General features: G+C 69.5%; 18 protein-coding genes. 8 read left to right on the forward strand and 10 right to left on the reverse strand.

Annotation, left to right across the window (positions count from 1 at the left end):
* The first annotated feature begins 13 nt into the window (after window positions 1–13).
* Entirely contained in the window at window positions 14–1,189 is a 1,176-nt protein-coding gene (locus OHA34_RS24220) for a hypothetical protein (RefSeq protein WP_329518997.1), read from the forward strand.
* An 87-nt stretch (window positions 1,190–1,276) separates the two neighbouring features.
* Window positions 1,277–2,551, forward strand: coding sequence for an aspartate kinase (locus OHA34_RS24225; RefSeq protein ID WP_285939396.1), 1,275 nt, complete (start codon window positions 1,277–1,279; stop codon window positions 2,549–2,551).
* A gap of 106 nt (window positions 2,552–2,657) precedes the next feature.
* On the opposite strand, the gene OHA34_RS24230 is transcribed toward OHA34_RS24225, so the two are convergent.
* The gene (locus OHA34_RS24230; protein ID WP_285939395.1) at window positions 2,658–3,077 is read right to left on the reverse strand and encodes a nuclear transport factor 2 family protein; all 420 of its coding nucleotides are present in this window, start codon (window positions 3,075–3,077) and stop codon (window positions 2,658–2,660) included.
* 98 nt (window positions 3,078–3,175) lie between these two features.
* Between OHA34_RS24230 and OHA34_RS24235 the strand changes: the two genes are divergently transcribed.
* Entirely contained in the window at window positions 3,176–3,844 is a 669-nt protein-coding gene (locus OHA34_RS24235; RefSeq protein WP_285939394.1) for a TetR/AcrR family transcriptional regulator, read from the forward strand.
* Window positions 3,845–3,849: 5 nt separating this feature from the next.
* Here OHA34_RS24235 and OHA34_RS24240 read toward each other — a convergent pair whose 3' ends face one another.
* The 3 genes from OHA34_RS24240 to OHA34_RS24250 all read right to left on the reverse strand — a co-directional run bounded on the left by OHA34_RS24240 (window position 3,850) and on the right by OHA34_RS24250 (window position 7,342).
* Window positions 3,850–4,422, reverse strand: coding sequence for a hypothetical protein (locus OHA34_RS24240; RefSeq protein WP_285939393.1), 573 nt, complete (start codon window positions 4,420–4,422; stop codon window positions 3,850–3,852).
* A 297-nt stretch (window positions 4,423–4,719) separates the two neighbouring features.
* On the reverse strand, window positions 4,720–6,516 hold the full coding sequence (locus tag OHA34_RS24245) for a prolyl oligopeptidase family serine peptidase (RefSeq protein ID WP_329518998.1): 1,797 nt from the start codon (window positions 6,514–6,516) through the stop codon (window positions 4,720–4,722).
* A 64-nt stretch (window positions 6,517–6,580) separates the two neighbouring features.
* Entirely contained in the window at window positions 6,581–7,342 is a 762-nt protein-coding gene (locus tag OHA34_RS24250) for a MerR family transcriptional regulator (RefSeq protein ID WP_285939391.1), read from the reverse strand.
* Window positions 7,343–7,450: 108 nt separating this feature from the next.
* On the opposite strand from OHA34_RS24250, the gene OHA34_RS24255 reads away from it, so the two are divergent.
* Window positions 7,451–7,687 carry a hypothetical protein gene (locus OHA34_RS24255; protein ID WP_329518999.1) on the forward strand — a complete coding sequence of 79 codons (237 nt, stop codon included), beginning with the start codon at window positions 7,451–7,453 and terminating at the stop codon, window positions 7,685–7,687.
* Window positions 7,688–7,852: 165 nt separating this feature from the next.
* Here the strand turns inward: OHA34_RS24255 and OHA34_RS24260 are convergent, their stop codons facing one another.
* The 3 genes from OHA34_RS24260 to OHA34_RS24270 all read right to left on the reverse strand — a co-directional run bounded on the left by OHA34_RS24260 (window position 7,853) and on the right by OHA34_RS24270 (window position 10,836).
* Window positions 7,853–8,017: a hypothetical protein gene (locus OHA34_RS24260; RefSeq protein WP_285939389.1), complete on the reverse strand. Its 165-nt coding sequence runs from the start codon at window positions 8,015–8,017 to the stop codon at window positions 7,853–7,855.
* Window positions 8,018–8,176: 159 nt separating this feature from the next.
* Window positions 8,177–10,099 carry an ABC transporter permease gene (locus tag OHA34_RS24265; RefSeq protein WP_329522444.1) on the reverse strand — a complete coding sequence of 641 codons (1,923 nt, stop codon included), beginning with the start codon at window positions 10,097–10,099 and terminating at the stop codon, window positions 8,177–8,179.
* 11 nt (window positions 10,100–10,110) lie between these two features.
* Window positions 10,111–10,836 (reverse strand): ABC transporter ATP-binding protein, encoded by a 726-nt coding sequence (locus tag OHA34_RS24270; RefSeq protein WP_443029657.1) that lies wholly within the window; start codon window positions 10,834–10,836, stop codon window positions 10,111–10,113.
* Between the two features lie 717 nt (window positions 10,837–11,553).
* Here OHA34_RS24270 and OHA34_RS24275 point away from each other — a divergent pair.
* Window positions 11,554–12,273 (forward strand): hypothetical protein, encoded by a 720-nt coding sequence (locus OHA34_RS24275; RefSeq protein ID WP_285939385.1) that lies wholly within the window; start codon window positions 11,554–11,556, stop codon window positions 12,271–12,273.
* A 117-nt stretch (window positions 12,274–12,390) separates the two neighbouring features.
* Here OHA34_RS24275 and OHA34_RS24280 read toward each other — a convergent pair whose 3' ends face one another.
* A complete protein-coding gene (locus OHA34_RS24280) occupies window positions 12,391–12,570 on the reverse strand; it encodes a DUF1737 domain-containing protein (protein WP_285939384.1) in 180 nt (59 codons plus the stop codon).
* Between the two features lie 175 nt (window positions 12,571–12,745).
* Here OHA34_RS24280 and OHA34_RS24285 point away from each other — a divergent pair, with 175 nt between their 5' ends.
* Window positions 12,746–12,919 carry an OsmC family protein gene (locus OHA34_RS24285; RefSeq protein ID WP_285939383.1) on the forward strand — a complete coding sequence of 58 codons (174 nt, stop codon included), beginning with the start codon at window positions 12,746–12,748 and terminating at the stop codon, window positions 12,917–12,919.
* Between the two features lie 236 nt (window positions 12,920–13,155).
* Here OHA34_RS24285 and OHA34_RS24290 read toward each other — a convergent pair whose 3' ends face one another.
* A complete protein-coding gene (locus tag OHA34_RS24290) occupies window positions 13,156–13,509 on the reverse strand; it encodes a hypothetical protein (RefSeq protein WP_329519001.1) in 354 nt (117 codons plus the stop codon).
* An 861-nt stretch (window positions 13,510–14,370) separates the two neighbouring features.
* On the opposite strand from OHA34_RS24290, the gene OHA34_RS24295 reads away from it, so the two are divergent.
* Window positions 14,371–15,714, forward strand: a complete 1,344-nt coding sequence (locus tag OHA34_RS24295; protein ID WP_329519002.1) for a tyrosine-type recombinase/integrase — start codon at window positions 14,371–14,373, stop codon at window positions 15,712–15,714.
* Between the two features lie 943 nt (window positions 15,715–16,657).
* Here the strand turns inward: OHA34_RS24295 and OHA34_RS24300 are convergent.
* Window positions 16,658–17,128 (reverse strand): ATP-binding protein, encoded by a 471-nt coding sequence (locus OHA34_RS24300; RefSeq protein ID WP_329519003.1) that lies wholly within the window; start codon window positions 17,126–17,128, stop codon window positions 16,658–16,660.
* Between the two features lie 234 nt (window positions 17,129–17,362).
* On the opposite strand from OHA34_RS24300, the gene OHA34_RS24305 reads away from it, so the two are divergent.
* Entirely contained in the window at window positions 17,363–18,520 is a 1,158-nt protein-coding gene (locus OHA34_RS24305; protein ID WP_329519004.1) for a helix-turn-helix transcriptional regulator, read from the forward strand.
* Window position 18,521 lies beyond the last annotated feature (1 nt).

Consider the following 18,521-nt stretch of genomic DNA (forward strand, 5'->3'; position numbering starts at 1 on the left):
AGTGTCCGGCCGAATGGATCCTCAACGGCGGTTCGACCGCGCCACCGCGCTTCTCGACGCGGGCGAGTTCGACGCGGCGGGTGAGCCGCTGCTGGAGGCCGCCGAGGGCGGGCACGCGAAGGCCGCGTCCATGCTGGGACGCCTGCTGTGCCTGAACCCGCGGCCGTGGCTCCCTCGCGACGCGCCTGGCGACCCCGAGCCGTGGCTGCGCCGTGCGCTCGAACTCGACCGGGGTGATCGGCAGGCGGCCCTGCTGCTCGCCTCGCTCCTTGACCGCGAGCTGCTGGAGATGCGCCCGCAGGAGCCCTGGGACCAGGACATCGACCCCGACGACGCGGAGTCCGACCCGGACGAGGAGCCCGACCCCGAGGAGGCGTGGGAGGCGGAGATCGCCCGCCGCCACGACGAGGTGATCGCCCTGCTGGACGGGCTGCTCGCCGCGGACCCCGGCGACGCCGCGGCGGCCGTCGGGCTGGTCTCGCTGCACGCGGCGGCCTGGGACCACCATGTCGAGGAGTCCGGACGGGACGGCCCCCCGCTGCCCGAGTCCGACGAGGCGGGCCGTGCCCTCCTCGCCTCGCTCGTCGAGGCCGCCCGGCGCGCGACCGACCTGGACCCGTCGGACGCGTTCGCCGTCAGCGCGCTCGCCGCCGCACTGCGCTGGAGCGGAGCACCGGACGCCGCGGAGTGGGAGCAGCGCTTCGCGGTGCTGTGCCCGGAATGGATGGACGCGGACTCGGAGCCGCCGCCGGCGCGGGAGGGCGTCCCGTCCGAGGGGCGGTACGGCTGGTACGTCCTGGAGTTCGGGCAGATGGCCGACAACTACGGCACGAACTCGTTCGACCGGGTCGTCACCGCCGACCTGGGGGAACTGCGCTGGGCCTGTGGAAAACTGCTCGGCCACCTGCGGGGCAGCCCGTTCCGGCAGATCGATCAGGACGACGGCCAGCCGCCCGAGTGCCTCACACTGTCGGTCTACGACGCGGGCCGCCACGTCGCCGACGTCGACCTCGTCCCGTATCTGCGGACCGCGCCGGACGCGGCGCCGGTGGTCGACTGGGCGGCGTTCGACCCGCCGCGGCCGGCGAGCCCGCCGCTGCCGCCAGGGCGTCCGGCGCTGGCGTGGCTCTCGCTCGGCGCGGACGCCGTCCACTACGGCTTCAGCGACGATCCGCGGTACTACTGCTGATTGGAGTTACCTCCCCGTAACCGCGTCGGGTGGGCATCGGTAGACTTTTGCCGGTACGCCCGACCCCGATCCGAGGAGCGCCCACCCGTGGCTCTTGTCGTGCAGAAGTACGGTGGCTCCTCCGTCGCCGACGCCGAGTGCGTCAAGCGGGTCGCCCAGCGCATCGTCGCAACGAAGAAGGCGGGCAACGACGTGGTCGTCGTGGTCTCCGCCATGGGCGACACGACGGATGACCTGATCGATAAGGCAAAGCAGGTCAGCCCGCTGCCTCCGGCACGCGAGCTGGACATGCTGCTCACCGCCGGAGAGCGCATCTCGATGGCGCTGCTGGCCATGGCCATCGCCAACCTGGGCCACGAGGCCCGCTCGTTCACCGGCTCCCAGGCCGGGGTGATCACAGACGGCACGCACGGTAAAGCCAAGATCATCGACGTGACGCCCGGCCGGATCCGGACCGCGCTGGACGAGGGGTCCATCTGCATCGTCGCCGGCTTCCAGGGCGTCTCGCAGGGCACCAAGGACATCACCACGCTCGGCCGCGGCGGTTCCGACACCACGGCCGTGGCGCTCGCCGCCGCGCTGGACGGCGACGTCTGCGAGATCTACACCGACGTCGACGGGATCTTCACCGCGGACCCGCGCATCGTGCCGGCGGCGCGGCACATCCCGCGCATCTCCTACGAGGAGATGCTGGAGATGGCCGCCAACGGTGCCAAGATCCTTCATCTGCGCTGCGTCGAGTACGCGCGCCGGTACAACATTCCGATCCACGTACGGTCCTCGTTCAGCCAGAAGGAAGGCACGTGGGTCGTCGACAGCAGCGAGATCGAGGGGCACGACATGGAGCAGGCGATCATCTCCGGCGTCGCGCACGACCGGAGCGAAGCCAAGATCACCGTGGTGGGGGTGCCCGACAAGGTCGGTGAGGCCGCCACGATCTTCACCGTGCTGGCCGACGCCGAGATCAACATCGACATGATCGTGCAGAACGTGTCGGCGGCCTCCACCGGCCGCACCGACATCTCCTTCACCCTGCCGGCCACCGACGGGCAGAGCGCGCTGACCGCGCTCAACAAGCTCAAGGAGCGGATCGGGTTCGAGTCGCTGCGCTACGACGACCGGATCGGCAAGGTCTCGCTGATCGGCGCGGGCATGCGCTCGCACCCGGGGGTGACGGCCACGTTCTTCGCGGCCATCGCCGAGGCCGGCGTCAACATCGAGATGATCTCCACCTCGGAGATCCGGATCTCGGTCGTGGTGGCCCAGGACGACATCGACACCGCGGTCGCCGCCGCGCACCGCTCCTTCGACCTCGAGTCCGAGCAGGTCGAGGCCGTCGTCTACGGCGGCACCGGCCGCTGAGACCGGCGCTTCACCGTCCCTAGGGCCCGAACGCGGGACCGAGGGGCGGGGGCGGACGGATCGGGCGGACGGGCCTTTCGGTTCGTCCGCCCGGCTCGCGTCCGGGTCAGGGCGTGAGGGTGGCGATGACCTCGGCGGTGTCCAGGTAGTACGGGCGGAACTCCGCCACGAGGCCGTCCTTGATCGTGATCCATTGGACGATCGAGGCGTCCAGCGAGCGGCCGGTCGCGCGCGAGCACATGATGGCGCGGTTGTAGGCCACGACGGTGTCGCCCTCGGTGGCGAACCGCTGGTCGACGAACTCCAGCGACGCCCACAGTTCGCTCATCGTGGCCATGAACCGCTCCATGCCCGCGTGGCCGCGCCACGTCCCGCCGTAGGGGAGGGACGCGGCCTGGTGCAGGGTCACCTCGGGGTCGAGGCATTTCGCCATGCCGCCGAAGTCGGCCTTCCCCGGTCCGCCGGAGGTCAGGTACTCCGCTTCCGCCGCGTAGAAGCGTTTGAGAACTGCTAGAGAGGTAGACATGTCCGGTCAACACCGCCGGCGTGCTTTCGGTTGCGGTGCGCGGACCGTGACCGCGGAGGCGGGTTCGGTGAGCGGCGGCGGGCTTTAGGCTGGCGTACGTGACCGAGACGAAGGCCGTGAAGTCCGAGCAGACGCGGGCGCTGATCGTCGAGACCGCGCTGCGGCTGTTCCGCGAGCGCGGGTTCGAGGCGACCACGATGCGGGCCATCGCCAAGGAGGCCGGCGTCTCGGTCGGCAACGCCTACTACTACTTCGGCTCCAAGGAGGAGCTGATCCAGGCGTACTACGACGAGTTGCAGGACGAGCACGTCGCGGCCTGCCGGGCGGTGCTGGGCGCCGAGCGCGACTTCGCGCCGAGGCTGCTCGGGGTGCTGAAGGCGCGGGTCGACACGATGGTGCCCTACCACGAGTTCGCCGGGAAGTTCTTCAAGTTCGCCGCCGAGCCGACCAGTCCGCTCAACCCGTTCAGCGCGGAGTCGGGCCCCGCCCGGGACTCGGCGGTGGCGATCTACCGCGAGGTCGTGGACGGGTCCAGCCTCAAGATCGACAAGGAGTTCCGGGCGGAGCTGCCCGAGCTGCTGTGGCTGTATTCGATGGGCATCGTCCTCTACTGGGTGCACGACGACTCGCCCGGCTGCCGCAAGACCTACCTGCTGGTGGAGCGGACCGTCCCGCTGGTGAACCGGATGGTGTCGATGTCCCGGATCCCGGGGTTCAAGTCGGTGACCCGGGAACTGGTGGGCATCATCCGCGAGGTCCGCGCCTGAGCCGGTCAGCGGAAGGTGATGTCCCAGTGGTCGCTCTCCCGGGCGAAGACCGCGTCGGCGGGTGAGCGGTGGAGCTCGGCGCCGTCGCCGCGGGTGCCCAGGTGGCGGAAGCGGTGGATCCGGGCGTCGGTGCACGCGGTCGGCACGATGTCGATCTTGTAGCCGGTGCCGTGGCTGTAGCGGCCCGGAGCGTGCCCGCGCTCGGTCCCGCCGGTGATCACCAGCGGGCAGCCGCTGTCCTTCTTGAAGTCGATCAGCCCGTCCACCGATCCCCAGCGGATCTTGTCGAAGGACGTGCAGCTCTCCCGCTCGCGGTCGGAGCATCCGCCGCTCGACTGCCAGCGGATGCCGTTGGAGCGCAGCGACCATTCGGCGAACCGCTGCTCCATGAGCAGCGATCTGGACATGCGCCGCGAGCCCGCCCGCAGCGGGGCCTTGTACAGGCGGGCGGAGGATCCGGCGGCGTCGGCGGCGGAAGTGCGCCCCCCTGGGGACGTCGTGTCGGCGGATGCCGGACCGTTGGCGGTGAAGCCCGCGGCCGTGACCGCGAAGCCCGTCAGCAGGACGGTCCTGAGCACCGCCCGCTGTTTTCGGCCGGTCGGACGGTGGTGGCAGGCCTGGCCGGTAGGGCCGGCGCGGTTGGCACGGCCGATCGGTTCGGCTGCATGGTGCTGGTTCATGTGTCCCCCCGGATAGCTGGCCCTCCTGGTGGAGAGCGTCGGCTGAGCGTCGCGCCGCAACGTCGGCTGCGGCGCCGGGGGGCCACCGGTCATCCGGACCGGATTTGCTCATAAGCGGCCGAACGGAGGAATCCCCTCCGCGTCGAACCGGTAAACCCCGCCGGGCCGGATCACCCCGGCCCGGCGGGGTATATATCAGGACATACCCAGATGTTTAGCGGCGAAGGCCATCTCCGCGGCCATCTGGATGATCCGCTCCTCGACGACCAGGGAGCCGTGCCCCGCGTCGTAGCGGTAGACCTCGTGCGGCAGGCCCAGCCCGTCCAGCCTGGCCAGGTAGTTGTCGATCTGCCTGATCGGGCAGCGCGGGTCGTTCTCCCCGGCCAGGACCAGCACCGGTGCCCGGACCCGGTCGACGTAGGTGATCGGCGAGGACTCCCGGTAGCGCTCCGGCACCTCGTCCGGCGAGCCGCCGAACAGCGACCGGTCGAACGCCTGGAGGCCCTCCATCTCGTCCTCGAACGCGGCGACGTAGTCGGCGACCGGCACCGCGGCGACCGCCACGGTCCAGTCGCCTGGCTGGGTGCCGATGCCGAGCAGGGTGAGGAAGCCGCCCCACGAGCCGCCGGTCAGCACCAGCCGCTCCGGATCGGCGAGGCCCGACGACACCGCCCAGTCGCGGACCGCCTTGATGTCCTCCAGCTCGGTCAGGCCCACCCGGCCCTCGATCGCGTCCCGCCACCGCGAGCCGTACCCGGTCGAGCCCCGGTAGTTGACCCGGACGACCGCGAAACCGCGGTCGACCCACGCCGCCGCCGTCGCCACGAACGAGTCGTCGTCCTGCGCCGTCGGGCCGCCGTGCACCTCGAACACCGCCGGCAGCGGCCCGTCGCCGCCGCCCTCGGGCCTGCTGACCAGCGCGTGGATCGCGCCGCCCGGTCCGTCCACCCACACGTCCTCGACCGGGACGGACGGCGGCGGGGGCGGCCCGGGCGGGGCCAGCACCACCGCGCCGGACGTCGAACGGATCACCGGCGGCTCGGCGGCCGACGACCACGAGAACTCGACCGTCCCGTCCGGCCGGACGGCGGCGCCGCCGATCACGCCGCGCGGGGTGTCGATCCGGGTGAGGGAGCCGTCGCCGTCCAGGTCGTAGCGGTAGAGCTCGTCCCGTGCCTGGTGGGAGTGGGAGATCAGCAGCGCGGACCCGTCCGGGTACCACTCGGCGCCGATCTCGCCGGGCAGGTCGAGGACGATCTCGCGCTCGGTGCCCGCGACCGGATCCCAGATCAGCAGCTCGTCGCGGCCCCGCCGCTCGTGCCCGACCAGCAGCCGGCCGTCCCCGGCGACCGGCGCGAACGCCGTCCCGTACACGCCCTTGCCCGGCCCGTCCCACAGGTCGGCGACGGTCGTCCCGTCGGGGCGCAGCACGCGCAGCGCCATGTGCCTGCTGTCGCCGTGCTCGCTGTGCCCGATCGCGATCAGGCCCTCGTCCCTGGACAGCGCGGCGACGTGCGCGTCCTCGGCATGCCGGTAGAGCAGCTCCGGCGCCGCGCCGGGACGGCACAGATGCACGGAGTTGCCGTTGTCGGTCGACCGGCCGACGACGGCGAGCCCGCTCGCGCCGAGGACCAGGCCGGACGGGTAGGACGGCTCCAGCCCCGGCACGGCCGGCACGCTCTCGCCCACGCCACCGCCCGCGTCCGGTGCGGGCTGGAACGGGGTCCGCTTCCAGACGCCGAACTCGTCGCCGTCGGTGTCGGCGAACCACCAGATCCATTCGCCGGCGGGGTCGACGCCCCCCGTCCAGGTGCCGTTCGGACGCTCGGTCACCTGCCGCCGGTCGCCGGTCTCCCGGTCCCAGGCATAGATCTCCCACGTCCCCGTGGCGTTCGACCGGTAGGTGCTGCGGTGCGGGGCGTCGCGCGCCCAGCGGGGCAGGCTCACCCGCGCGGCCCGGAAACGGGCCTTCCAGCGTTCATCGTCGACCATGCCCCCAGTATCGCCCAAAGGGGCCCGTGCGACCCGTGCGAGCACAGTGCCCGGAGGAGCAGGACTACGGGGAGCCGAGGCGGCCGAGCACCTCGTCGATCGCCGCGTGGACCTGGCGGTCCATCGCGCGGGCGAAGCCCGCCTCGACCGACACCTCGGCCCCCGGCCGGAGCCGGGCGAGCGTGTCGGTGAGCTCGGCGAGGTCCTGACCGGCGATCCGTTCCACCACATGCGTGGTGATGAGCTGGACGAACATGGCGGCCAGGTCGTCCATGCTGCGCTGGAGCTCGACGCTGGCGGCCAGCACCTCGGTCAGCGGCACGCCGACACGGACCAGCGTCACCGTCGCCTCCAGCTGGCGGCGGCTCCAGTGCGTCACGCGGTCGCCGTCCACCTCGATGTGCCCCATGGCGACGGCCTGCTCGACGGACTCGGGCCCGACCTCGCCGGGGAACAGCGCGGCCAGCTCGGCCAGCGTCATCGTCACCGGCGTCTCGTTCGACCACGGAGTGGTGACGGCCTTCTCCACCCCGAGCACCGTCTCGATGTCGCGGCCCTGCTCCCACGCCGACAGCAGCTCGCGGATGCCCTCCAGGGTGTGGCCGCGCTCCAGCAGGTTCCCGATCATGCGCAGCCGGGCGAGATGGTCCTCGGAGTACAGCCCGATCCGCCCGGTGCGACGCGGCGGGGGCAGCAGCTTGCGCTCCTGGTAGTAGCGGAGCGTCCGGATCGGGACGTCGGCGGCGCGGGCGAGCTCGCCGATGCGGTATTCGCGGCCGGGTGCGCCCATGCGCTCCCGCGTTTCGTCGGCCGGGTCATCGCTCACGGCCGACAGCATAGTTTGCGCCGGCGGCGCGGCGGGATCGCTGCCGGCCAAGTGCCGCTCCGGCCGCCCGGTGGACTACCCTCGGCCGGTCACAGGTTCCCCCCGGCCGTGAAAGAGGCACCCATGATCAAGGCGCGTTCGGTCGGCCTGGCGTTGTCCGCCGTTCTGGTCGCAGGGCTCGGAACGAGTGCGTGTTCGCAGCAACGCTGGTGCGAGCACGACGCGAGCGACACCGTCGTGAGCGACAGGTACTGCAAGAACAAGACCCCGGGCTACGAGTGGGAGACCGGTACGCACAAGAAGCAGAAGAAGCACAAGAAGCACAAGCGCCACTCGCCGCACTGACCCCATCCGGGCGGCGTACGCGTCGGGGTGGTCGCCCGCCTCCTGGGCCACGGAACCGGCGCAGACCGTGTGATCGCCGTCGCACGCGCAGAGCCGTTCGCCGATGGCCGTGCGCACTTGCTCAGGTGAGGGGTCGGAGGAGGGCACCCTGAGGTGCGGCCCCGGTCAGCTCGCCTTGTTGCGCAGCAGGAAGAGACCGGCGGCCGAGCCGATCGCGATGACGCCGGTCCCGACGCTGACGATGATCTGCAACGCGCCGTCGAAGGCGAAGCTGGTGGAGACGTTGACGGCGATGGCGGCGATGAGGACGAGGACGAGGAGGGACTTCATCAGGGGGTCCTTTCGGTGGAATCTCGGTCCGTTCTGACCTGTGTTCAACCGTGCCATCGGCGGACTCCGGGCGGATGGGCGTACTCTCCCGAACTCCTGGTGTAGCCAGCTACACCAGGCGGGTCTCCGCCGGCTGCCGAGGTCCTCGGGCCTCGCGGGTCATTCGCGGGCGGCGATCAGCAGGACGGGCGCGGTCCGGGTCGCGGACGCGGTCGTCCACATACTGGCCAGCCCGGTCACCAGGTAGGACCCCGTGACCAGGAGCGCGAGCAGGCCCCACGGGACGACGAGGATGTTCGGCCCAGGCCCGGTGGCGAACCCGGCCAGCGCCGCCGCCGCGACCAGCCCGCCGAGCAGCAGCCCGATCGTCGTCACCGCCCACGCCTCGGCCAGCGCCGTCCGCACGACCTGGGCGCGGCTCAGCCCGGACACCCGCGCGGTGGCGAACTCGGCTCGGCGCTCCGCACCGGCGATCACCACCGCGTTGATCACGGCGACGGCGGCGTAGAGGCCGCCCAGCCCCATCAGCACCATCATGATCCCGTCGTTGCCGCGCTGCTGCTCGGCGACCCGGTCGCCGGCCCACTGCGGCACGGTGCGCACCGTGCCGATCCCGGCGGCGCGGATCCGGTCCGCGACCGCCCCGGCGGACGTGCCGGGCCCCACCTGGACCACGGTCTCGGCCGGCGCGCCCGCCGTCAGCGACGCCGGCACCAGCTCGCGCGGGATCAGGAAGCTCTCGCTGCCGTTCTCCAGCGTCGGGGCGACGGACGCGACGATCCGCAGCGTCCGCCGTGTCCCGCCGATCTTCGCCGTCGCCCTGGAACCGACCCGGATCCCCTCCGCGGCGAGGCCGGAGCCGACGGCGAGCGTACGGCCGTGCAGCCGGTCGAACGACCCGGCGCGCGGGGCCGGACGGTGGGTCCGCTCGTACGCCGGGCCGTCCACGGTGACGATTCCCAGGTGGTGCGTGCGGCGCCCCTGGCGCCCCTCCGCGTGGTGCGTGACCGTGACCGAGATGTCCACCGAGACCTGCGGCGACGCGGTCGCGACGCCCGGGACGGCGGCGATCCGCGCGGCGTTCGCGCCGGTGGAGGCGACGACGAGGTCGCCCGCGGTGACCCGCTCGACGTCCATCCCGGTGGCGCGGGCCAGCGAGCTCAGCGTGCCGGTCAGGCCGATCACCAGCGAGACCAGGACGATCAGCGGCGCCGCGGTGGACGCGCTGCGCCGGACCCCGTCGCGGAGGTTGGCCTCGGCGAGCCCGCCCAGCGTGCCCGCCCGCAGCGCCACCCCGAGCAGCCGCCCCACCAGCGGGACGATCAACGGGCTGAACTGGCTCAACGCGACCGAACCCCAGATCGACACCGCCATCGCGACCAGCATCGCGCCGAGCACGTCCGAGGTCCGGCCCACCGGGATCAGCACCACCGCCGGGACCAGGAAGCACAGCCCGACCAGCCAGCGGGTGACGGTCATGGCGCGCGCGGCTCCGCCCGTCTCGCGCAGCGCCTCCAGCGGGCGCACCCGCGCCGCGCGCAGCGACGCCACCAGCACCCCGGCCAGCGTCACCCCGAGGCCGAGTCCCGCCGACACGGGCAGGATCCCGTTCGTCCAGGAGGGCGAGAAGCCGTCCGGGAGCATCCCGAGGGCGACCAGCGTCCACGACTGCGCCCACGTCCCCGGCACCCCGAGCGCGATGCCGAGTCCCGTCCCGATCAGCCCGAGGAGCAGCGCCTCGCCCAGCAGCAGCCGGACGAGCTGCGGCCGGCTCCCGCCGAGCATCCGGAACAGCGCCAGGTCGCGGCGCCGCTGCGCCACGGTGAACGTGAACGTGGAGCCGACGATGAAGACCGCGAGGAACCCCGCCAGCATCACCGTCATCCCGAGCAGCGTCGCGGCCCCGGCGTATCCCTCCCGGATCTCCTCCGCGGCGCGGCCGGACACGCCCGGCGGGACCTTCGAGTCCGCGGTGGACGCCATCGTCATCAGCGACGACTGCACCAGCGCGACGCCCAGTGCCACACTCAGCACCGCCCCGGCGAACAGCCGCCACCGTTCGCGGAGCATCCGCGCCGACATCAGCAGCACGGTCAGCCCTCCAGCCGGGCGAGCCGGTCGGCGACCTCGCGCGCCGAGGGGCGCAGCAGCCGGTCGACCACGCGGCCGTCGGACAGGAAGACCACCGCGTCGGCGCCGGCGGCCACGGCCGGGTCGTGCGTCACCATCACGATGCTCTGCCCCGCCGCGTCCACCATGCCCCGCAGCAGCGTGAGGACCATGCGGGCCGACGCCGAGTCCAGCGCCCCGGTCGGCTCGTCGGCGAACAGCACCGCCGGACGGGTCACCATCGCGCGGGCGATCGCCACCCGCTGCTGCTGCCCGCCGGACATCTCGCGCGGACGGTGCCGCATCCGCTCTCCGAGGCCGACGCTGGTCAGCACCTCCCGGACGGCCTCGGGGGACGGCCGCCGTCCCGCCAGCCGGAGCGGCAGCGCGACGTTCTGCTCGGCGGTCAGCGAGCCGATCAGGTTGAAGCTCTGGAAGACGAAGCCGATGGTCCGGCGGCGGAGTGCGGTGAGCACCGCGTCGGGCGCCCCGGTGATCTCCTGCCCGGCGAGCAGGACCCGGCCCGAGGTCAGCCGGTCCAGGCCCGCCGCGCAATGCAGCAGCGTCGACTTGCCCGAGCCGGACGGCCCCATCACCGCCGTCCAGGAGCCCGCGGGGAAGCTGATCGTCACGCCGTCCAGCGCCCGCACCGCCGTCTCCGGCGCCCCGTACCGCCGGGTCGCCTCGACGAGGTCCACCGCGTTCGCCACCGGCTCCGGCCGCGGCCGCGGGACGAGCGGCACAGGCCCACCGTGAGGGTCGGCGGACGTCAAGGCCGGCCGCCGGTCGTCGGCGCCGGGGAGTGTGGAAGTCATACCTCCATCCCAGCCGTTCCGCGCCTCCCGGACATCACGGTGGCCCCCCATCCTGCGGGTATGCCCAGCCCTACCCGCCGCCCATCGCCACGCGATATCCAGCCGATAGGCGCCTGATAACCGCCGCTCATAGCGTCTCAGGAGTTCGGGGAACCCCCACAAGCCCGCGCCGCCTCGCCCCCCTGTCGCCGGCGGCCCGGGCGAGCGCCCCGGACACCTCGTTCGCGGTCCGCACCCAGGACGGTGGACGAACGCGATGTCCTGGCCGGGCCTCTTCCCTCCCGGCCCGGCCAGAACATCGTTCAGGCAGCTCGATCGACAGGCGTGACGGTGCACACGACCTGACCGAACTCGCTCACGGCTGGGCTGGCCGTGAGCGAACGCGGGTGCCCTGGCCGGCGATCCCTCCCGTCCACCAGGGCACCTGCAAAGCCCCGGATTCACCAACCCGACAGCGCCGAACCCCATGGCCCGATCGAAGTGCGATCCGACGAGACCTGATCACGTACTCCAGGCCCAAAACCGACCGTCCCTGACGGTGAGTTACCATCTCATTGCGAAGAGTTTCCTTCGTCTTGATCGCGGGCGGGGGACGGGGGCGAGGGGGCGCACATGGGCGACGCCGTACGGATGGTCGCTGAGATCCGGCGGGAGGTGGCGGCCGAGCTGCGCGAACGCGTCCGGCGCCGACTGCGCGAGCAGTCCGTCGACTGGCTGGTCGAGGAACTCCTCACCGCGCTGCTCCCGGAGCACGATCCCGCACCGCTGATTCCCTGCCAGGTCCCGCGCCCCTCCGGGCCCGGCAGCGAACGCGCCGCCCGCACGGCCCGTCTGCACGGCCTCGGCCTCACCGAGAAGACCCTGCCGGCCTTCATCCGCCGGTACCGGGCCTACGACCGTCGCGTCCTCCAAGCGGAAGGCCACCTGCTGGACCCGCCCCAACCGGGCGGCGACCTCATCGTCCCCTGCCACCGCTCCCCGCGCGGCGAGGACCTGCTCCGCGAGGCCAAGGACGTCCTCTACGGACTCCTGTTCGGCGGCGAAGACGAGGGCGTGCGCCTCGACCGCACCGAACGCGAACTGCTGACCCTCACCGTCCCGTGCTCCAAACTGCACGTCATCGCCTTCCTGGCCCACGCCACCGCCGGCCGGGACCAGCAGTACGCGACCGACGACGAACGCGTCCTCCAGGTCGAATACGGCGAGGTCGCCAGCGAGCTCGTCGGCAACGCCGTCGCCGCCGCCCTGCGCCTGATCAACCACCTGGAGATCAATGAGCAGGTCCTGCACGGCCGAATGGAGAACGTGCAGGACCACACCACCACCGATTGAACACGCGACCCACCACGCCGACCCGTACTCGCCGAGGGGCACGGTGGGCGTCCTCCATGCCGGCTCCGACCGCCCACCCGACGAAGCACCCGCTTCGAGCACGCACACCAGAGTCCGTCAGGGCTGCGGCCGAACAAGTGCCTGAGCCACGATCACGCGATCCCCGTTGAACGTCACCGAAGGCGAGCCGTGCAGCTCGTAACCGAGGTCCAGCGTCTCGCTGACCCTCCGGCAGAAAGTCTCATCGTCGGGGCCGGTGAGAACTCGGTACCTGGGGAGATCATTCGCGTCGGGCATGCGGCAAGTCTAGAGACGGGCGCAGCCGCCCGCCGACCGCGAAGCGGGGTCCGTCAAGGGGCGGGCTTGCCCGATTCCGAAGGAACGCGAAGCGCCCTTGATGGGTTCTGCCGTCGCCATCCCCGTCCCCTGCCGAACGATCGAGAGGAGCTCGGCATAGTGGAGGCACAGGCATTTGACGACGCCGTATCAGGTCCAGTTCCGCGCGGGGCAGAACGCGGGGTTGGCTGACACCGTCAAGGACGAGGTGGGCGGCTCGGTTGGCCTGCGGCCTCACGAGCTGCTTGAGGCGGCGTTGGCCTCCTGCATGACCATCTCGGCTCGGATGGAGCTGGCGGAGTTGGGGTGAGTGACATCGAAGTGAGCATCGCGGTGACACTGGAACACCATAAGGCGGTCACCTGATTTCGTTACGACCTCGTACTGGACCGCCGGTGGACGAGGCCCCAGTCCAAGCGGTGGCCGAGCGCGGTCTATCGCCGTTGGCGCGGGTCTCGGTGAGCGGGCGCTCCAGTCCAGGGCTCACCAGCCGAAATGCGGCTGCGACCTACAGCCACAGATCGCTAGGCGAGCCCTGTTGATTCATCAGGTTCCGGCGACCTTTGTATAGTCGTTCCAGATGTAGCCTTTAACGCCAGTGCAGCAGTCCGAGTGCCACCACAGGTTTCCGGAACTGTTCACGCAACGCTTGTCGACACGGAAAAGCTGACCGTACTTCCACGTGGCTATCACCTGGGATGACCCCGAATAGCTGCTGTGCACCTTGGCCGTGCCGGAGATGACTCCCCTGATATGCGGCGTCCAGTTCGTGCATCCGGCCATGATTTCGGCGCCCTTCTCATTCGCCGCTGCGCTCGGAATGGCAACCACAACGGGCGCCACGACCACGGTAATCGCGGCGGCCGCTATGGACAGGACTCGATTGCCCATCATTCGCATTTCGAGCTCCCTTCGGGGGATCCTGGATGAGCCGATCATCTGTCGGCCGTGATTGTTTGTCAATGCCCATTCGGAGGTTCGTTCCAATGGCCGGCCCGCCCGCTGCGTAAGGGGAAGGCGCTCGGCCTACCTCGGTCGGTGGTCGATCTCGACTGTCAGACGCTCGATGTGGAGTGGCAACTCCAGCGGGTTCGGCGCGAACTCCTGCACCGTCAGACCAGGACTGAGGCGTCGGACGCGACCTTGCCTCTTCCGGGGATCCGCCTCAACGATCTCCAGCTCCAACAGGAGCGCCAGGAGGCCGCAAGGGAGGCTGCGGGAGGCAAGTGGATCAACAGGGGGCTCGTCATCACGACCCGCAACGGCGGCCCGGTCGACCCGTGCAACTTCAACCGGAGCTTCGAGGCGCGGTGCCAGAGGGCGGGTGTGCGGCGGGTCAAGATCCATGACACCCGGCGGACCTGTGCCACCCTGCTCGTCGCCCTCGACGTCGCCCTCGGGTGGCCATGCGCATCCTGGTCTCGGATGAGACGGCCCGGCGGGCGCTCAAGCAGCTCGGGGAGCAGTTCGGTTCGTAGGCGTTGCTGTACTTCGCTGCTGTACGGACAAGGCAAAGGGCCCTTCCCGCGAAGGAAAGGGCCCTTTGACCTGGTGTCGGGGTGGCGGGATTCGAACCCACGACCTCTTCGTCCCGAACGCCCCTCCGCGTTCATACGAACCCTCGTGAATCAAGGCCACTTCTGTAAAATCGCAGGTAGATGGCCTAAAACTGGTGTCGGGCCCTGACGGGCCAAACCAACCCGTCACTCAGCGTCCAGGGTCAAACGAGGGTCGGACGATCACCTGGAAGGTCAGGTCTTCATGGGTCACTCCCGCAAGCGGACCGGTGTGGACGGGAAGCCCCGCTACACCGCCTACTACGACGACATCCGAGGCCGGCGTCGTTCGGCCGGCACTCACTCCAGCAAGAAGGAGGCCGACAAGGCATGGCAACGAGCAGAGGTCGAGGTGGCCAAGGGCCGCACCGGAGATCCGGCCAGAGGGAAACAGCGCTTTCGCGATTACGTCGAACAGACCTGGCTCCCCAACCACCAGATCGAGGCCAGCACCCGCGAGGCGTACACGTACTCGCTCTACAAGCACGTCATGCCGGAGTTCGGCACGATGCGCATGATCGACATACTCCCCGAGCACGTCCGCAACTGGATCACCAAGCTCAAAGATCGGGGCGTAAAGCCGGTCACGATCCGCTACAACAAGATCCTCTTGAGCGCGATCTTCACCACCGCCCTGGACGACCAGGTCACCTTCATCCATCCCTGCCGGGGGGTGAAGACTCCGCCGGTCCCCAAGAAGCCTCTCCAGATCATCACGCCCGAACAGTTCGACGACGCGTACCACGCCCTCCCCGAAGGCGACTTCCGACTCCTCGCCGAAACCGAGATCGAGAGCGGCCTCCGCTGGGGTGAGCTGACCGAACTCCGCGTCAAGGACCTCAAGATCCGCACCCGCATCCTCACCGTCAGCCGCGCGGTCGTGGAGATACACCCGAAGTTCCACCCGACGGGCGGCCGCTTCCTGGTCAAGGACTACCCGAAGGACAAGGAGTACCGCCGCTTCAAGCTCAGCACCCAGATCACGGACAAGCTTGAGGAACACATCAAGACCAAGAACCTCAGTGCCGAGGATCTCCTTTTCGTCCTCCGCCAGGACACCACCCAGCCCCGAACCCGGCCCCGACTCGTCGCCGACCCCGCCGGACTCGGCATGACCGCCCCGAACGAGAACGGCCGCAGCTACCGTCACGCCACCCTCAGTGCCTACTCCGCTGGGAAATGCCGCTGCTCCCACTGCAAGGCGGCTGTCGCCATCTACCGAGCCGACCGCCGAGCCAAGGGCAAGGACAACCCCCGCACACCCCGCACCCGCGAGACTGACGGCCACATCCCAAGCGACTGGTTCCGCCGCCGGATCTGGAACCCCGCCCTGGAAGCGGCCGAACTCAACTTCAAGCCCACCATGCGCGACCTACGCCACGCCCACGCCTCCTGGCTCCTCAACGGCGGCGCAGACCTCCAGGTAGTCAAAGAGCGCCTCGGCCACGCCTCCATCGCAACAACCGAGCGTTACCTCCACACCCTCCCCGACGCCGACGAAACCGCCCTGGACGCGCTGGCTAAGACCCGCAACCGAGGGGCCATCTGACAGGCAGCAAGAGGGAGGGGGCTGGAGAGATCCAGCCACTGCATGTCTCGTAGGCCGATGGCATCATCGAGTTTTCGGAACTTTCACACTGGCCGCTCACCCCTCCGACGAAGACCAAGTGTTCCGCACCCATGGGACGTATATCATGAGTCGCTTCACTTGAATATCAGACCCTACTCGCCGGTAGAGTGATGACGATTCATTTTTAAGTGAAAGCCAATGTTCTTACAAGAAGAGTTGGTGCGATAGATCATTGTCTGAAAATATGACCGCCGGTGTTCCAGTGTGTAAAAGTGCATTCACAGACAGAGCGTCCGTGTCTATGCTGCCTCCGTCGAGCAGAAACAGTGCGGGCGGGGGAGCCATGGCGCGGCGGCAGACTCAAGCTGAGAAGCGACGTAACGCGATCTTGTGCTGGTGGGGCGCAGTCGTCTTGCTGTCGGTGCTGGCCTGGCAGTCCGGCTACCCACAGCTATGGATCTTGCCGCTCTTGACCTGGGCATACTACGAGTTGTGCTCTGTTCCCACTCTGTGTGGTGTCGAGACGAGTAGGGGATGGCCCTGCAAACACCCAGCCAGCGGGCGTCTCATGGCTTGCACACGCGAGCCATCTCACTCGGTGTACAAGACCGATGCGCTACTCAGACTGCTCGGCTATCGCCGTAGTCCTCGGCAAGCCACCGCGCCTGCTCCTCGTCCGGGGCGCGGACCAGAGCCGCATTACAGCGAGCCCTTGCCGGAGCGGCCTACTGTCGAGCCCAAGCAGAGACTGATGACTGTCCTCACAGTCATCGCCACGGTTGCTGGAGTGATCCAGACGGTCCTGGCAGCCATGACCTGAGCAGCCCGCGAAGTCCCTTTTCCTGACGAGTTGTTAAAAGTCGGCACGATGTGGGATTTCGCTCTATATGTCTGTTGGCATCGTTCACGCATAATATGCGCTTCACCCCTGATGTATGCGAGTCGATGTTTGCTCGTCGGTAAGTTCGCACCAGACGATTTTGCCGCCGGTGGTGGGGTGGTAATAGTTCCATTTCTGGGCCAGATAGTCGACCATGAACAGGCCGCGTCCGGACTCGGCCTCTTGGTCGGCTTCCTTGGCGATGGGAGATTCGGGACTGGGATCCCAGACCTCGATGAGAAGTCGGCGACGGTCGGACGCGAGTCGCATCTGGATCGGCGGGACGCCGATCAGGGCGGTGTAGCCGTGCGCTTCGACGTCCACCCCGGCGGCCTTGTAGGCGTTGGTGATCAGCTCTGAGGTCAGGAGCTCGGCGTTGTCGGTCAGATGGGACAGGTTCCAGCGGAGGAGCATGTCCCGGGTGTGCTTACGCGCCCAGCGGGCGGCGCTCGGCAGGCATGCGAACTCCATGACGTTGCGCAGAGGCCACTGAGTGGGGTGATTGTCGGCCATGTCGATTTGCCTCCGTCTTCCGGCGGCCAGACGAACCACGTGATAGACCAGGGCTGATCACGTTCCGTATCGGCTCGCTGACGCTGACGGGTACACCGAACTGCGTGGTGGCCGGGTGAGCCAGAGCGAGGATGCGGCATCGATGCGGCATCGGCGATGCATCGTGCGGGTTGACCTGCGAGGACGGGTGAGAGGTCGGCAGGGTCGGACGGAGAGACGTCGGGAGGCCGGTAGATGGCACTCAAACGGCACCGCCTGGCGCGACAGCGCCGCGCCGCCGGTCACAGCCAAGAGCAACTCGCCGAGCGATTGCGGGTCGAGCGTTCGACGGTGGGCCGCTGGGAGCGCGCCGAGACCGATCCGCTGCCCTATATTCGGCCTCGTCTGGCTACCGAGCTCCGGATCTCGCTGGAGGAATTGAATGTCCTCCTCGATGACGTCCGGTCGGTTGAGCCGCACCGTGATGAACGGCTGGCTCACGCGCTGGGAAACCCGACCGGCGTCGACTTGATCACTACCGCTCACTTGCGGCAGCGTGTCCAAACGCTCACCGAGGAGTACGACAGGGTTCCGTCGGCGCTGCTGCTGGCATCGGCGGGACAGTGTCACGGACAGGTCGCCTACCTGCGCCAGCACGCCCTCGCCGGCCGGGTGCTTCGCGAGCTATTCGCGGTTGAGGCCGAGTCGGCCACCTTGATGGGCCAACTGGTGTGGGACACGTCCCAACGCCGTGACCACGCGACGACCTTGGCCTACTTCGAGGCCGCCGTCGCGGCGGCGAGGGAGGTCGGCGACGGCTTCGCCGAAGCGCATGCTCAACTACGCATGAGCTACGTCGCCCTCTACGGCCTATGTGATCCCCGCAAGGGCTTGGCGCTGACCAAGTCCGCCGCCCGTACCGCCAGCGGTGTCAGTCCTGCTCTGGCAGGCATCGCATTGATGCATGTGGGGGAGGCGCACGCGATGCTCCAGGATGCCCAGCGTTGCGAGAAGTCGCTTGGTGGGGCGCTCGCCGAGTTCGACAAGAGCGGTGACGCCGATCCCGCTGCCGGGTTCTTCACCCCTGACGACCATGGACGGCTGACCGGTTCCAGCTACTTGTTCCTGGGGCGGCCGGAACGAGCCGCTGGCACTCTCACGGCACTGCGGCGGGAAGGGAACAAGTCCAGTGCCATCGTTCTGGGCAATCTCAGCCTCGCCCACATTCGGACGCGCCAGCTCGATGCCGCCTTGGCCAGCTTGCACGAGGCCATCACCGTCGTGGAGGCCACCCGGGGCGGTGGCGGCATGAACCTGGTGTTCACCGCCGGACGCGAGCTGGCCCCGTGGCGCAGGGAGCCGAGGGTCAGGGAAGTCAACGATCGTTTGTTGGCCTTGATGACGGCTGCCTGAC

This window comes from Spirillospora sp. NBC_01491, from assembly GCF_036227065.1.
Classification (GTDB): domain Bacteria; phylum Actinomycetota; class Actinomycetes; order Streptosporangiales; family Streptosporangiaceae; genus Spirillospora; species Spirillospora xylanilytica.